Source organism: Planctomonas deserti, assembly GCF_003067705.1.
In the GTDB taxonomy this organism is placed as follows: domain Bacteria; phylum Actinomycetota; class Actinomycetes; order Actinomycetales; family Microbacteriaceae; genus Planctomonas; species Planctomonas deserti.
In genome coordinates, this window is record NZ_QANL01000002.1 from 463,966 (window position 1) to 479,444 (window position 15,479).

Below are 15,479 nucleotides of genomic sequence, written 5' to 3' on the forward strand. Positions count from 1 at the left end.
TGCCCGGGCTTTCGCGTTTCGCGGTCCTACTCCTCGGGCGACGTGCCCTCGGCCTCGGCGCTCTTCGGCGCCGCGGCCTTCGATCGCGTCGTTCTCGTGCGAGCCGGCTTCTCGGCCGGGGCGTCCGTCGCGGCCGCGTCCACCGCGGTGCCGGCCGCGCTCTTCGCGCGGGAGGTCCTGGTGCGGGTGGGCTTGACCGGGGTCGCGTCCGCGGCGGTGGCGTTTGCGACGGCATCCACCGGGGTCCCCGTTGCGCTCTTCGCGCGGGAGGTCCTGGTGCGGGTGGGCTTGACCGGGGTCGCCTCCGCCGCGGTGCCGTCCACGGGCGCCTCCGCGGCGGCACTCTTCGCGCGGGAGGTCCTGGTGCGGGTGGGCTTCGCCGGCGGAGTGTCCGCCGCGTCCGCCTCTGCGCCGTCTCCGGACGCACCGGCGACCGCGGCCCCGACCGCCGCGACGCCCACCGCCGCGGCGCCGACGACAGCCGCTCCGACCGCCGCCGCAGCGCCCTTGGCCGCGCTCTTCGCCCGCGGAGTGCGCGTGCGCTTGGGCTTCGCCTCGGGCGTCTCGGCCGACTCGGTCGGAGCCGTTGCCGCCGGTGCCGTCTCGCCTGCGGGGGTCTCGGCCGGGACCGTCTCCCCGTGGGCCTCGGCGGAGCGCTGCTCGGCCGCGGCCTGCGCCTCCGCGGCGTCGACGTCGACCGGGAGCTCGACAGGCGCCTCGACGGCGGCCGCGGCCTGCTCGGCGAGCAACGCGTCAGCTCGCTCGTCGCGGCGCAGCTTGAGCCAGAGTCCTGCGAGCGGGGGGAGGGTCAGCGTCGCGGACGCGGGGCGACCGGAGTACTCGCCCTCGACCGCCTCGACGGAGCCGAAGTTGCCGACGCCGGATCCGCCGTACGCCTCGGCGTCGGTGTTGACGATCTCGTCCCAGGTGCCGGCGAACGGCAGCCCGACCCGGTAGTCGCTCACCGGCTGGCCGCTGAAGTTGTGCAGGACGGCGATGGGGTTCCCGTCGCGGTCCCAGCGCAGGAACGACACGACGTTGAGCTCGGAGCTGTCGTTCAGCCAGTCGAAGCCGCCGGCCTCGTTGTCGCGCTGCCACAGCGGCGGGTTCTCCACGTAGGCGCGGTTCAGGTGCCCGACGAGGCTGTGGATGCCGCGGTGCACCGGCTGGTCGAGGATCCACCAGTCGAGGCCGCGCTCCTCGCTCCACTCGGACGGCTGCGCGAACTCCTGACCCATGAACAGGAGCTGCTTGCCGGGGTGAGCCCACATGAACGACAGGTAGGCGCGCAGGTTCGCGAGCTTCTGCCAGTGGTCGCCCGGCATCTTGCCGAACAGCGATCCCTTGCCGTGCACGACCTCGTCGTGGCTGATCGGCAGCAGGAAGTTCTCGCTGTTCGCGTAGACGAAGCTGAAGGTGATTTCGCCGTGGTGGTACGACCGGTACATCGGGTCGGTCTGCATGTACTGCAGGCTGTCGTGCATCCAGCCCATGTTCCACTTGAGGCCGAAGCCGAGGCCGTCCCCGCTGGTGGGGCGCGTGACGCCGGGCCAGCTCGTGGACTCCTCGGCGATCATGACGACGCCGGGGAACGTCTTGTAGACGGTCGCGTTGACCTCCTGCAGCAGGCCGATGGCCTCGAGGTTCTCGCGTCCGCCGAACCGGTTGGGCAGCCACTGGCCGTCCTCGCGGGAGTAGTCGAGGTAGAGCATGGAGGCGACGGCGTCGACCCGGAGGCCGTCGACGTGGAACTCCTCCATCCAGTACAGCGCGTTCGCGACCAGGAAGTTGCGCACCTGGGAGTGCCCGAAGTCGAAGACCAGGGTGCCCCAGTCCATCTGCTCGCCGCGCCGGGGGTCGGTGTGCTCGTACAGCGGCTGGCCGTCGAACTTGGCGAGCGCCCACTCGTCCTTGGGGAAGTGCGCGGGCACCCAGTCCACGAGCACGCCGATGCCGGCCTGGTGCAGTCGGTCGATGAGGTACTTGAGGTCGTTCGGGTGCCCGAAGCGCGAGGTGGGCGCGTAGTACGAGGTGACCTGGTAGCCCCAGGATCCGCCGAAGGGGTGCTCGGCGAGCGGCAGGAACTCCACGTGGGTGTAGCCGAGCTCGGTGAGGTAGGGGATCAGCTCGTCGGCGAGCTCGCGGTAGCCCAGCCCGGGGCGCCACGAACCGGCGTGCATCTCGTAGACGCTCATGGGGGAGTTGTGCGGGTCGCGCTCGGCGCGAGCGGTGAGCCAGTCGCCGTCGCCCCACTCGTAGTGCGACTCGCCGATCACCGACGCGGTGCGCGGCGGCACCTCGGTGAACCGGGCCATGGGGTCCGCCTTGCGGACCCAGTCGCCGGCCTGGGTGAGGATGTCGAACTTGTAGGTGCCGGAGTCGAGCCCGGGCACGAAGAGCTCCCACACGCCGTTGGAGTCGAGGCGGCGCATGGTGTGCTGCACGCCGTCCCAGCCGTTGAAGTCGCCGACGACGCGGACGGCCCGCGCGTGCGGGGCCCAGACGGCGAACGCGGTGCCGCGGGTCGCGCGGTTGACGCCCCAGTGCTCGCGCACGTGCGCGCCGAGGACGTGCCAGAGGCGCTCGTGCCGGCCCTCCCCGAAGAGGAAGGAGTCGACCTCGCCGAAGCTCGGCAGGTAGCGGTAGGGGTCGTCCGTCGTCCAGGTGCCGCCGTCGTCGTAGCTCGCCTCGAGCACGTAGTCCTGCAGCCCCTCGGTGTGCCAGCCCTGCCAGACGCCGTGCGCGAGGTGGGCGAGGTCGACCCGGACGCCGGTGTCGAGTACGGCGACCACCTGCCGGGCGAGGGGCCGGAACGCGCGCACCACGACGAGGTCGCCGCTGCCGCCCTCCTCGTGCACGGGGTGCTGGCCGAGCACGGAGTGCGGGCCGGTGTGCAGACCCGATGCGACGGCGACGAGCGCCTCGTCCGGGATATCGGGCAGGGTGGGCGCGTTGTCGTCCTGAGTGGTGCTCGCCATGGGCTTAGTTGGCTCCTTCGTCGGTCTGGGGGTCGCGCAGCACGCGCAGGATGTGCACGGGCTCGACGAATGCGTCGAGTCGCACGAAGTTGGCCGTCGACCAGTTCCACGTGTTGCCGGTGATCAGGTCCTCGACGCCGAACACGGAGTCGGCCGTCATGCCGAACTTCGTCGGGTCGAGGTACACGGTCGTCTCGCGCGCGGAGTGCGGGTCGAGGTTGGCGACGACGATGATGGTGTCGTCGACGCCCTCGGGCGTGAAGATCCCCTCGAGGTGCTTCGTGAACACCAGGATGGAGTCGTCGTCGCTCCAGTGGATCTCGGTGTTGCGCAGTTGACGCAGGGCCGGGTGCGCGCGGCGGATCTCGTTGAGCCGGGTGATGTACGGGGTGATCGTTGCGCCGAGCGACTCGAGCTTGTCCCAGTCCCGGGGCCGGTACTGGTACTTCTCGTTGTCGATGTTCTCCTCGGCGCCGGGCCGGGCGACGTTCTCGATCAGCTCGTAGCCGGAGTAGATGCCCCACGTCGGGGAGCCGGTCGCCGCGATGGCGGCGCGGATCTTGTACGCCGGCCGCCCGCCGAACTGGAGGTACGGCGTGAGGATGTCGTGCGTGTTCGCGAAGAAGTTCGGGTGCAGGTAGTCGCTGGTCTCGTGCGAGACCTCCCAGAGGTAGTCCTCGAGCTCCTGCTTCGTGTTGCGCCAGGTGAAGTAGGTGTACGACTGCTGGAACCCGATCTTCGCGAGGGTGCGCATCATCGCCGGGCGCGTGAACGCCTCGCTCAGGAAGATGACGTCCGGGTCGTCCGTCATGATCTGGTGGATGAGGCGCTCCCAGAAGACGAGCGGCTTGGTGTGCGGGTTGTCGACGCGGAAGATCTTGACGCCGAGGTCGAGCCAGCGGCGCATGACGCGCAGCATCTCGCGGTACGAGCCCTCGGGGTCGTTGTCGAAGTTCAGCGGGTAGATGTCCTGGTACTTCTTCGGCGGGTTCTCGGCGTAGGCGATCGATCCGTCCGGGAGCGTCGTGAAGAACTCGGGGTGCGTCGTGACCCAGGGGTGGTCGGGGGAGGCCTGCAACGCGATGTCGATCGCGAGCTCCATGCCGTGCTGCTTCACCTGCCGCACGAAGTAGGTGAAGTCCGCCTCGGTGCCGAGCTCCGGGTGGATGGAGTCGTGACCGCCGTCCGCGGAGCCGATGCCGTAGGGCGATCCCGGGTCGTTGGGGCCGGCGGTGAGCGTGTTGTTCGGGCCCTTGCGGTTCGTCGTGCCGATCGGGTGCACCGGCGGGATGTAGACGACGTCGAAGCCCATGTCGCGGATCGCGGGGAGCCGCGTCACGGCCGTGCGGAACGTGCCGCTCGTCCACGAGCCGTCCTCGTGCTGCACGGCGCCCTCGGAGCGGGGGAAGAACTCGTACCAGCCGCCGTAGCCGCTGCGCTCGCGCTCCACGACGATGCTGCGGGAGTCGGAGACGGTGGTGAGGCTGCGCAGCGGGTTGCGGTGCAGCTCGTCGATTACGCGGGGGTCGGTGGCCGCGGCGAACCGCTCCTCGACGCTGGACGACGTCTTCACCAGGCGCGCGCGGGCGTCCTTGAGCAGGCGGACGGCGGTTCGCGCCCGGCCCGGCTCGTCCACGGCGCGCTGCAGCAGCTGCTCGCCGAGCGCGAGCATGACCTCGACGTCGATGCCGGCGGGCACCTTGATCTCCGCGTTGTGCAGCCAGGTGCCGAAGTCGTCGGCCCACGCCTCGATGCGGTACGTCCAGAGGCCCTGGGTGTTCAGCTGGGCGCGCACGGCGTAGCGGTCCTGTCCCGGGTGGGCGGTGTCGACGTGCATGCGGTGGCGCGTGTCGCGGCCCTTGGGGTTCGTGAGGAGGAGGTCGACGCCGATGAGGTCGTGCCCCTCGCGGAACACCGTGGCGCCGAACGGCACGACGTCGGTCACGTACGAGGTGACCGGCCATAGGTTGTCCTCGATCTGCGGGCGGAGCGAGAGGATGGGAATCCGACCGATCACGGGCTGGTAGTCCTCGAGGACCCGTTCCTTCGGTGCCCTGGTGCGGGGCTTGGTGCTCGTCTTCGTCTCGTCGCTTCCCGACCGGGTCTTCGCTGTTTCTGCCACCTTTTGACCGTACCGAGAATTGGGGGGAATGTCGCGCTGGGCGAAGGCGGGCGCATCTCCTAGGCTGGCGCTCGTGCCGGGCGACGCCGGCACCGCCAAGGAGGCAGCAGTGAAGGCAATTCGCAGGTTCACCGTCCGCTCGGTTCTTCCCGAGTCCCTGAGCGCCCTGGGAGAGCTCGCGGCCAATCTGCGCTGGTCCTGGCACGAGCCGACCCGCCAGCTGTTCGAGAGCGTCTCGCCCGAGCTCTGGGAGCAGACCGGCAAGGATCCCGTCACCCTGCTGGGCGCGGTGGACCCCGCGCTCCTCGAGCGCCTCGCGGCCGACGACGACTTCGTCTCCCGGGCCAACGCGCAGCGCGATGAGCTGCGCCGCTACATCAGCGAGCCCCGCTGGTACCAGGGCCTGCCCGCGGACGAGGCGCCCGAGTCCATCGCCTACTTCTCGCCCGAGTTCGGCATCGCCGCGGCCCTGCCGCAGTACTCCGGCGGCCTCGGCATCCTCGCGGGCGACCACCTGAAGAGCGCCTCCGACCTCGGCGTTCCGTTGATCGGCGTCGGCCTGTTCTACCGCTCGGGCTACTTCTCGCAGTCGATCTCGCCCGACGGCTGGCAGCAGGAGACCTACCCGAACTTCGACCCGGACGGCCTGCCGCTCTCGGTGCTGCGCGACGAGGACGAGGAGCCGGTGATCATCCAGCTCGCGATCCCGCGCGGCCGCGTGCTGCGGGCCCGCGTGTGGCAGGCGCTCGTCGGCCGCATCCGGCTGCTCCTGCTCGACACCGACATCCCCGAGAACGAGGACGTGCTGCGGTCCGTCACCGACCGCCTCTACGGCGGCGGCGGCGAGCACCGGCTCATGCAGGAGCTTCTGCTCGGCATCGGCGGTGTGCGCGCCCTCAAGGTCTGGTCGCGACTGCGCAACGAGCCGGTGGCCCGCGTGTTCCACACGAACGAGGGGCACGCCGGGTTCCTCGGCCTCGAGCGGATCTCGGACATCATCGCCGGGGGCCTCACCTTCGAGGAGGCGCTGCAGCTCGTGCGCGCCGGCACCGTCTTCACGACCCACACGCCCGTGCCCGCCGGCATCGACCGGTTCGACCGCTCGCTCGTGAGCGACTACCTCTCCAGCGGGCTGCTCCCGGGCGTCGACGCCGAGGACGTGCTCGCGCTCGGCGCCGAGGACTACCCCGGCGGCTCGCCCAGCGTCTTCAACATGGCCGTCATGGGCCTCCGGCTCAGCCAGCACGCCAACGGCGTCTCCCTCCTGCACGGCGAGGTGAGCCGCGTCATGTTCTCCGGCCTCTGGCCCGGATTCGACCCCGCGGACGTGCCCATCACCTCCGTGACCAACGGCGTGCACGCGCCGACCTGGACCGACCCCAGGCTGCTCGACCTCGCCGAGCAGAAGCTCGGCACCTCGGACACGACGGCCGCCGACTGGGCCTCCGAGAAGGTCACCGACGAGGACCTCTGGCGCGTGCGCGGCGAGATGAAGGTGCAGCTCGTCGAGGACGCGCGCCGTCGGGTCGTCGCCGCCCACTCCCGGCAGAACCCGGGCGCCATCACGCCCGCCTGGCTCTCCACCGTGCTCGACCCGACGGTGCTCACCATCGGCTTCGCGCGCCGCGTGCCGACCTACAAGCGCCTCACGCTGATGCTGCACGACCGCGAGCGCCTGCGCTCCCTGCTGCTGCACCCCGAGCGTCCCATCCAGATCGTCGTCGCGGGCAAGTCGCACCCCGCGGACGAGGAGGGCAAGCGCCTCATCCAGCAGTTCGTGCAGTTCGCCTCGGAGCCGGACGTGCGCGGCCGGATCGTGTTCCTGCCCGACTACGACATCGGCATGGCGCAGCTGCTCTACCCGGGCACCGACGTGTGGCTCAACAACCCGCTGCGTCCGCTCGAGGCCTGCGGGACGTCCGGCATGAAGGCCGCCCTGAACGGTGGTCTCAACCTGTCCATCCTCGACGGGTGGTGGGACGAGTACTACGACGGCGAGAACGGCTGGGCCATCCCCTCCGCGGACGCCGCCGGCGACAGCGCCGAGCGCGACAAGCTCGAGGCCGACGCGCTGTACGACCTCATCGAGCACCAGATCGCGCCGCGCTTCTACGAGCGCGACGAGTCCGGCGTTCCCCGCCGCTGGGTGCAGTCGATCCGGCACACGCTGGCGACCCTGTCGCCCGAGCTGAGCGCCGACCGCATGGTGCGGGAGTACGTGCAGCGCAGGTACATGGTCGCGGCGGCATCCGAGCGCGTGCTCGAGAACGACGACCGCTCGGCGGCCCGCCGCCTGGCGGCGTGGAAGCGCCGCGTGTCGCACTCCTGGCCTCAGGTCCACGTCACGCACGTGGAGAGCGGCGGCCTCGACGGCACGCCCGAGGTCGGTGACGAGCTCGGGGTGCGCGCGCTCGTGCAGCTCGGCGGGCTGTCCCCGGAGGACGTCTCGGTCGAGGTCGTGTACGGCCGCAGCCGTAACGGCGACGAACTGACCGACACGCAGACGACGCCGCTCAGCGTCGACCTGAACGCGACGAGCGACGGGCAGAACGTGACCTACGCCGGAACGGTGCCGCTCGTGCGTGCCGGGTCCTTCGGCTACACGGTGCGCGTCGTCCCCCGGAACGACCTGCTGGCCAGCTCCGCGGAACTCGGCCTGGTCGCGGTCGCCTCCTAGTGCAGGGGCTCGGGGATCCCGCCACGGGATCCCCGAGCAGATCCCGCAGCGTTCCTGAGCCGCCGCGACACCACCCCTGACCCGCTCCCACGCGGTCCCTACGCCTGTCGAAGGGCGTCACGTCGCTTGGACAGCTCAGCGACCGATGACGTCCGGGCTTCGGCCCGCGAGCCGGGAGGTCAGGCGGTCGCGGACCCGGCCACCGTCGGGGCTTCGCCCTCGGCGCGGTAGAGGCGGAGGGACGGGCCGGCCACGGCAATGGCGGCGCCCGGCGCGTGGCTCGACTCCACCTGGTCCGCCATGGTGATCGCGCTGTCCCAGAGCAGGGTGTACTGCTCGACGCCCTCGTGCTGCGGCAGCGACACGGAGACGGGCCACTCGAGTCCGTTGACGACGAGTAGCACCCGGTTGAAGTCCTCGAACTCCGGGGTGGATGCCGCGAGGAACTGCAGCGTGCGGTGCTGGGGCGCCGCCCAGTACTCGTCGCGCATGCTCTCGCCGCGCGCGGTGTACCAGTGCATCTCGCTCGCGCTCGGCGTGCTCGCCTGCGACCTGGCGAAGCGCGCGGGGCGCAGGGCGGGGTTCTCCCGCCGCAGCCGCAGCAGGTGACGGGCCGTCTGCTGGAGGTCGCGCTGCCAGTCGCGCAGCTCCCAGGAGATCCAGGTGAGCTCGCTGTCGTGGCAGTACGCGTTGTTGTTCCCGCGCTGGGTGCGGCCGATCTCGTCGCCCGCCGTGATCATCGGGACGCCCGCGGACAGCAGTAACGTGCCCATCAGGTTCCGGATCGAGCGGAGCCGGTCGCGCATAATGCGCGGGTTGCTCGTGGGGCCCTCGACGCCGTGGTTGAACGAGCGGTTCCCGTCGGTTCCGTCCCGGTTCGACTCGCCGTTCATGACGTTGTGCTTGGTGTTGTAGGTGGCGAGGTCGGCCATGGTGAAGCCGTCGTGCGCCGTCACGAAGTTGATGGACGCGAGAGGGCCGCGCTCCGCCTCGAAGAGGTTCGACGAGCCGGCGAGGCGGGTGGCGAGCGCACCGGCTCCGGTCTCGGGGGAACCGGTGTGCCGCGCCCGCTGCAGGTCGCTCAGCCAGAAGCTGCGCACGTCGTCGCGGTAGCGGTCGTTCCACTCGCTGAAGCCGTGCGGGAAGTTGCCCGTCTGCCACCCGTCGATACCCACGTCCCAGGGCTCGGCGATCATCTTCACGTCCGCCAGATCCGGGTCGCCGACGATGGCGGCGAGGAGCGGGTGCTCGCGGTCGTAGCTGACCTGGGCGTTCCGGCCGAGCACGGGCGCGAGGTCGAAGCGGAAGCCGTCGACCTGCACGTCGTTCGCCCAGTACTTCAGCGAGTCGAGCACCATCTGCACCGGGGCGGCGCGGGAGAAGTCGACCGTGTTGCCGCATCCGGTCACGTCGATATACGCGCCGTCCTCGTGCCGGTGGCGGTAGTAGGTCGCGTTGTCGATGCCGCGGAAGCTGCGCTTGGGGCCGTCGAGGCCCTCCTCGGCGGTGTGGTTGTAGACGACGTCGAGGATCACCTCGAGGCCGGCCGCGTGCAGGTGCTTGACCATGCCCTTGAACTCGCGGAGGATCGCGTCCGGCCCGCCGGCCCGCGCCTCGGGCGACGCGTAGGAGGCATGCGGCGCGAAGTAGCTGAGCGTGTTGTAGCCCCAGTAGTTGACGAGCCCCTGCCGCACGAGCCGTCGCTCGGACACGTGCTGGTGCACGGGCAGCAGCTCGACGGCCGTGACGCCGAGTCCGGTGAGGTACTCGATCGTGCTCTCGTGGGCCAGCCCGGCGTAGGTGCCGCGCAGGTGCGCGGGGACTCCGGGGAACGTCTGCGTGAGGCCCTTCACGTGCGCCTCGTACACGACCGTGCGGTCGAGCGGGGTGTTCGGCTTGGTCACGGTGCCCCAGTCGAACGGGCGGGTCTCGGGGACGACCGAGCGCCACGAGTGGGCGGTGACGCGACGGAGCGCGCGAGCGTACGGGTCGAGGAGGTGCAGGGCCGGGTTGAACGCCGCCGTCGGACCACGCGGTCCGTCCACCCGCAGGGAGTACTGGGTGCCGGGGGAGAGGCTCCTGCTCCGGGCGCTCCAGACGCCGTGCGCGTCGCGTGCCATGGGAACGGTCTTCACGATCCAGTTCGGGTCGGCGTCGTCGAAGATGCACAGCTCCATCGACGTCGCGGACTCGGAGAAGACGCGCAGTTCGCCGCCCCCGGAGGTCTGTCGGACCCCCAGATCGTCCAGGCGGGCTATGACTGACATGAGACTTAGAGTAGGGGGCATGGCGGTCTATCTTGACCACGCGGCGACAACCCCCATGCTGCCCGAGGCGATCCGCGCCTTCACCGACGCGATGAGCCTCGTCGGCAACCCCGCATCCATCCACTCCCAGGGCCAGCAGGCCAGGCGGCTGCTCGAGGAGTCGCGGGAGACGGTGGCCGCCGCGCTCGACTGCGAGCCCATCGAGGTCGTCTTCACGTCCGGCGGCACCGAGGCCATCAACCTGGGCATCAAGGGCCTGTACTGGGAGCGCAACCGCGGCGATTCCGCCCGCCCGCGCATCCTCGTGGCGGGCGGCGAGCACCACGCAAGTATCGACACGGTGGAGTGGCTCGAGCGGTTCGAGGGCGCGCGGGTCGAGGAGCTGCCGCTCGACGCCCGGGGGCGCATCGACCTCGCTGCCGCCGAGGCGGCGCTGCGCGCCGACCCGGAGTCGATCGCCCTGCTCACCTTCCTCTGGGCGAACAACGAGGTGGGCACCATCGAGCCCGTCGAGGAGCTGGCCGCGCTCGCCGCATCCGTCGGCGTGCCCGTGCACGTGGATGCCGTGGCCGCGTTCGGGCACACGCCCGTCTCGTTCCGCCGCGCCTCCGCGGCCGGGGTGTCCGCGCTGTCCGTGTCGGCGCACAAGGTCGGCGGTCCGGTCGGGATCGGCGCCCTCGTGCTCGCGCGGCGCGCGACCGTCGTGCCGCTCATCCACGGCGGCGGGCAGCAGCGCCAGGTGCGCTCGGGCACCCAGGACGTGGCCGCGGCCGCCGCGTTCGCCGTCGCCGCGCGGGCCGCCGCCGAGAGGCTCGAGCCGACCGCCGAGCGCCTCTCCGCGCTCCGGGACCGCCTGATCCGCGGCGTGCGTGACCTCGTGCCGGACGCGCGCCTCAGCGGACCGGAGCCCGGACCGGAGCGGCTGCCGATCAACGCGCACTTCACCTTCCCCGGCTGCGAGGGCGACTCCCTCCTCTTTCTGCTCGATGCCGCGGGCGTCTGCGTCTCCACCGGATCCGCCTGCCAGGCCGGCATCCCGGAGCCGTCGCACGTGCTGCGCGCCATGGGCGTCGACGAGTCGGTCGCCCGGGGCGCGCTGCGCTTCACGCTCGGGCACACCTCGACGGAGGACGACGTGGACGCGCTTCTTGCCGCCCTCCCCGCGGCCTACGCATCCGCATCACGCGCGGGCCTCGCGGACCGGGCGGTGTCCCTGGGGCGCTGACCCGGGAACCTGATGCGGGAAGGGGTGCAGCGGGTGTGTGGGTGCGCGGCCCGCGTGTTCCCCTGCCCCCTCCTTCTTGACGCTCATCTGTTCTGACGTCCCTCGCAATTCAGCAGAATCCCCCGGACACGCCGTCTGTCGGGCCCCGGTGACGGCGTGTCGCAGGAGATCTGCTGAGTTGCGTTGAGCGCGGGCTGAGATCTGCTGAGTTGCGTCGGGTGTGGGGCTGCCCTGAAAATCAGGGCCTCTCGCGCAACTCAGCAGAATCCACCCGACACGCCGTCCACCCGGCATCCGAGACGGCGTGTCCGGCGGGATCTGCTGAGTTGCGTCGGGTGTGGGGCGGGATTTGCTAAGTTGCGTCGGGTGTGGGGCGGGATTTGCTGAGTTGCGTCGGGTGTGGGGCGGGATCTGCTGAGTTGCTTCGACACGCACCCCCAGCCCACGCACCCCAGCCCACGCACCCGCACCTACCCGCACCCCCAGCCCCCGTACCCGGGGCGCCGCGTACACTTGCCGGGTGAGAATTCTGGCGGCGATGAGTGGTGGAGTGGACTCCGCAGTGGCGGCCGCGCGAGCCGTGGAGGCCGGCCACGACGTCGTCGGCGTGCACCTCGCGCTCTCCCGGATGCCCGGCACCTTGCGCACCGGCAGCCGCGGCTGCTGCACGATCGAGGATTCGATGGACGCTCAGCGCGCCGCCAACGTCATCGGCATCCCCTACTACGTGTGGGACTTCTCCGAGCGCTTCAAGCTCGACGTCGTCGACGACTTCGTCGCCGAGTACACGGCGGGCCGCACCCCGAACCCCTGCATGCGCTGCAACGAGCGCATCAAGTTCGCCGCGCTGCTCGAGAAGGCGCTCGCGCTCGGCTTCGACGCCGTGTGCACCGGGCACTACGCCGCCATCGTCACGGATGCGGACGGCAACCGGGAGCTGCACCGCGCGAGCGACGAGGCGAAGGACCAGTCCTACGTGCTCGGCGTGCTCACGGCCGAGCAGCTCGCGCACGCGATGTTCCCGCTCGGCTCCACCCCCAGCAAGGCGGAGGTGCGCGCCGAGGCCGCCGCGCGCGGCCTCTCCGTCGCGAACAAGCCGGACAGCCACGACATCTGCTTCATCCCGGACGGCGACACCCGCGGCTGGCTCGCCGACCGGGTGGGCGCGACCCAGGGGGAGATCCTCGACCGCGAAGGCAACACCATCGGCAGCCACGAGGGCGCGCACGCGTTCACCGTCGGCCAGCGCCGCGGACTCTCGATCGGCACGCCCGCCCCCGACGGAAAGCCGCGATTCGTGCTCGAGGTGCGCCCGAAGACGAACACCGTCGTCGTCGGACCCAAGGAGGCGCTCGACATCGCCGAGATCGCCGGCTCCCGCTACACCTGGGCCGGCGCCGCTCCGCGCGATCCCGGGACGCCCTTCGCCTGCGAGGTGCAGATCCGCGCCCACGCCGACCCGGTGCCCGCCGTCGCCCGGGTGGTGCCGGCACCGACGCCGGACGATTCCGGTAGAACTGAACTCGTGATCACTCCCACCGAACCGCTGAACGGCGTCGCACCGGGCCAGACCGCGGTCGTCTACGTGGGCACCCGGGTGCTCGGCCAGACGACCATCGACCGCACGGTCAGCGCGGTCCCCGTCGGCGCGGTCCCGGTGGGCGCAGCCCCGTCGAGCCCGTCACGCTGATGGCGGCGCCGCTTCCCGAGGCGACGGACACCGCGCTCGAGGCGGCGCGGGAGGAGGCCGCCCGGCTGACCGAGCGCATCCTCGAGCTGCGCGACGAGTACTACGGCGGCAACGCCTCGACCGTGTCGGACGCCGACTACGACGCGATGGTGCGCCGGCTCGACGAGCTCGAGCGCGCGCACCCCGAGCTGCAGAAGCAGGACAGCCCCACCCAGACGGTCGGGGGCCGGGCGCAGACGACCCTGTTCGCGCCCGTCACGCACGCGGAGCGGATGCTCAGCCTCGACAACGTGTTCAGCGAGGAGGAGCTCGCCGAGTGGGCGGCCAAGGTCGTGCGCGATGCGGGGTCGCACACCGTGCGGTTCCTCAGCGAGCTCAAGATCGACGGCCTCGCCATCAACCTGCGGTACGAGAACGGCGTGCTCGTGACCGCCGCGACCCGCGGTGACGGCGTCGTCGGTGAGGATGTGACGCAGAACGTCCTCGCCATGGGCACCATCCCCGAGCGCCTGGCCGGCACGGACCACCCGCCGCTCGTCGAGGTGCGTGGGGAGATCTTCTTCCCGGTCGCGGCGTTCGACGAGCTGAACGCCCGCCAGTTGGCGGCGGGGGAGCGGGTCTTCGCGAATCCGCGTAACGCCGCGAGCGGATCCCTGCGCCAGAAGGTCGAGAACAAGTCCGAGGAGAAGGTGCGGCTCGTGCGCGAGCGCATCGCCGGCCTCCGGATGCTCGTGCACGGCATCGGCGCATGGCCCGTCCCCGAGCTGGAGCGTGCGACGGGCGTGACCACGCAGTCGCAGGTCTACGAGGTGCTGCGCGGCTGGGGCCTGCCCATCTCCTCGCACTTCCGGGTCTTCGACACCATCGAAGAGGTCGCCGGCTACGTGCGTGAGTATGGCGCGAACCGCGCGGCCGTCGAGCACCAGATCGACGGCATCGTCGTCAAGGTCGACGACCTCGGGCTGCACGAGGAGCTGGGCGCCACGAGCAGGGCGCCGCGCTGGGCGACGGCGTACAAGTACCCGCCCGAGGAGGTCAACACCAAGCTCCTCGACATCGTCGTCAGCGTCGGCCGCACCGGGCGGGCCACGCCGTTCGCGGTGATGCAGAAGGTCGAGGTCGCGGGCTCCGAGGTGCGCCAGGCGACCCTGCACAACCAGCAGGTCGTGAAGGCCAAGGGTGTGCTCATCGGCGACACCGTCGTGCTGCGCAAGGCGGGGGACGTCATCCCCGAGGTGCTCGGGCCGGTCATCGAGCTCCGCGACGGCACCGAGCGCGAGTTCGTCATGCCCGAGAACTGCCCCGAGTGCGGCACGCCGCTCCGGCCCGCCAAGGAGGGCGACATCGACCTGCGCTGCCCGAACGCGCGCAGCTGCCCCGCGCAGGTGCGCGGCCGGGTCGAGCACATCGCCTCCCGCGGCGCCCTCGACATCGAGATGCTCGGCGAGGTGTCCGCGGCCGCGCTGACCCAGCCCTTCGAGCCCGCCGACCCGCCGCTGCCCACCGAGGCCGGGCTGTTCGAACTCACGGTCGACGACATCCTGCCGATCAAGGTCGTGGTGCGCGACCCCGAGACCGGGCTGCCCCGGGAGAACGCCGACGGCTCGCCCAAGCTCATGACCCCCTTCCAGCGCACGGTGAAGAAGGAGGTCGTGCCGTCCGCCCGCGCGGTCGGCATGCTGAAGAACCTGGAGGAGGCCAAGACGAAGCCGCTGTGGCGCTTCCTCGTCGGCCTCAGCATCCGGCACGTCGGCCCCGTCGCCGCCCGCGCGCTCGCCGACCACTTCGGCTCCCTCGACGCCATCCGCTCCGCCACGCGCGAGGAGCTCGCCGCCGTGGAGGGCGTGGGCGGCATCATCGCCGACGCCCTGCTCGAGTGGTTCCAGGTCGACTGGCACGTGGACATCGTCGAGCGCTGGGCCGCGGCGGGGGTGCAATTCAGCACGCCGGGTCACGCCGGACCCGGCGCCGCGGCCGCGGCCGGGGGAGTGCTTGCCGGCATCACCGTCGTCGCCACGGGCTCCCTCGAGGGCTTCTCGCGGGAGGGGGCCCAGGAGGCCATCCTTGCCGCCGGCGGCAAGGCCGCATCGAGCGTCAGCAAGAAGACGGACTTCGTAGCGGCCGGACCCGGCGCCGGGTCCAAGCTCGGCAAGGCGGAGGCCCTCGGCGTGCGGATCATCGACGCCGCCCAGTTCCGCCTGCTGCTCGAGAAGGGACCGGGGGCGCTGGACGGGGGCGCGGAAGGCGCGCCGGACGAGGGCGGCGAGGCGCCGACCGGCGTGTGAGTGCGGGCCGGCCCCGCGGCACGCTCTTCGGTCATCCTCGACGCTGTCCCCCTGAGTGGGGTACATCTATTTCCCGGCATATGAATTAACTTGGTTGATACACGGTCGCGCGGCTTCGATCGAACGTGCGCATTACCATGGGGGTCCGTACACGTCTCGACACGTGAAGAAACTTGGTCTTTTGCGCACTCGAGGGGGGATGTACTCGGTTTGCTACTCAGTGCCAGTGCCCTTC

Annotated in this window: 7 protein-coding genes; 4 read left to right on the forward strand and 3 right to left on the reverse strand. The window is 71.1% G+C overall.

Annotated elements, in window-relative coordinates; genetic code table 11:
* Positions 1–26 precede the first annotated feature (26 nt).
* Both glgB and DAI20_RS08400 read right to left on the reverse strand, forming a co-directional pair.
* A complete protein-coding gene (gene glgB / locus DAI20_RS08395) occupies positions 27–2,978 on the reverse strand; it encodes a 1,4-alpha-glucan branching protein GlgB (RefSeq protein WP_159084975.1) in 2,952 nt (983 codons plus the stop codon).
* 4 nt (positions 2,979–2,982) lie between these two features.
* On the reverse strand, positions 2,983–4,956 hold the full coding sequence (locus DAI20_RS08400) for an alpha-1,4-glucan--maltose-1-phosphate maltosyltransferase (protein ID WP_240606023.1): 1,974 nt from the start codon (positions 4,954–4,956) through the stop codon (positions 2,983–2,985).
* Between the two features lie 253 nt (positions 4,957–5,209).
* Here DAI20_RS08400 and glgP point away from each other — a divergent pair, with 253 nt between their 5' ends.
* Entirely contained in the window at positions 5,210–7,777 is a 2,568-nt protein-coding gene (gene glgP, locus DAI20_RS08405) for an alpha-glucan family phosphorylase (protein WP_108250125.1), read from the forward strand.
* A 179-nt stretch (positions 7,778–7,956) separates the two neighbouring features.
* Here the strand turns inward: glgP and glgX are convergent, their stop codons facing one another.
* Positions 7,957–10,044 (reverse strand): glycogen debranching protein GlgX, encoded by a 2,088-nt coding sequence (glgX, locus tag DAI20_RS08410; protein ID WP_240605976.1) that lies wholly within the window; start codon positions 10,042–10,044, stop codon positions 7,957–7,959.
* Between the two features lie 19 nt (positions 10,045–10,063).
* Between glgX and DAI20_RS08415 the strand changes: the two genes are divergently transcribed.
* From DAI20_RS08415 to ligA, 3 genes are all read left to right on the forward strand, one after another.
* Positions 10,064–11,269, forward strand: coding sequence for a cysteine desulfurase family protein (locus DAI20_RS08415; RefSeq protein WP_108250127.1), 1,206 nt, complete (start codon positions 10,064–10,066; stop codon positions 11,267–11,269).
* A gap of 520 nt (positions 11,270–11,789) precedes the next feature.
* The gene (mnmA, locus tag DAI20_RS08420) at positions 11,790–12,959 is read left to right on the forward strand and encodes a tRNA 2-thiouridine(34) synthase MnmA (protein ID WP_205781395.1); all 1,170 of its coding nucleotides are present in this window, start codon (positions 11,790–11,792) and stop codon (positions 12,957–12,959) included.
* Positions 12,959–15,244, forward strand: coding sequence for an NAD-dependent DNA ligase LigA (gene ligA, locus DAI20_RS08425; RefSeq protein ID WP_108250129.1), 2,286 nt, complete (start codon positions 12,959–12,961; stop codon positions 15,242–15,244). The genes mnmA and ligA overlap by 1 nt, the downstream gene beginning before the upstream one ends.
* Positions 15,245–15,479: the final 235 nt, after the last annotated feature.

Bases quoted from the DNA above. Each gene is read 5' to 3' on its own strand.
- glgX (WP_240605976.1), bottom strand. From the start codon at position 10,044: ATGTCAGTCATAGCCCGCCTGGACGATCTGGGGGTCCGACAGACCTCC.
- DAI20_RS08415 (WP_108250127.1), top strand. From the start codon at position 10,064: ATGGCGGTCTATCTTGACCACGCGGCGACAACCCCCATGCTGCCCGAG.
- ligA (WP_108250129.1), top strand. From the start codon at position 12,959: ATGGCGGCGCCGCTTCCCGAGGCGACGGACACCGCGCTCGAGGCGGCG.
- glgB (WP_159084975.1), bottom strand. From the start codon at position 2,978: ATGGCGAGCACCACTCAGGACGACAACGCGCCCACCCTGCCCGATATC.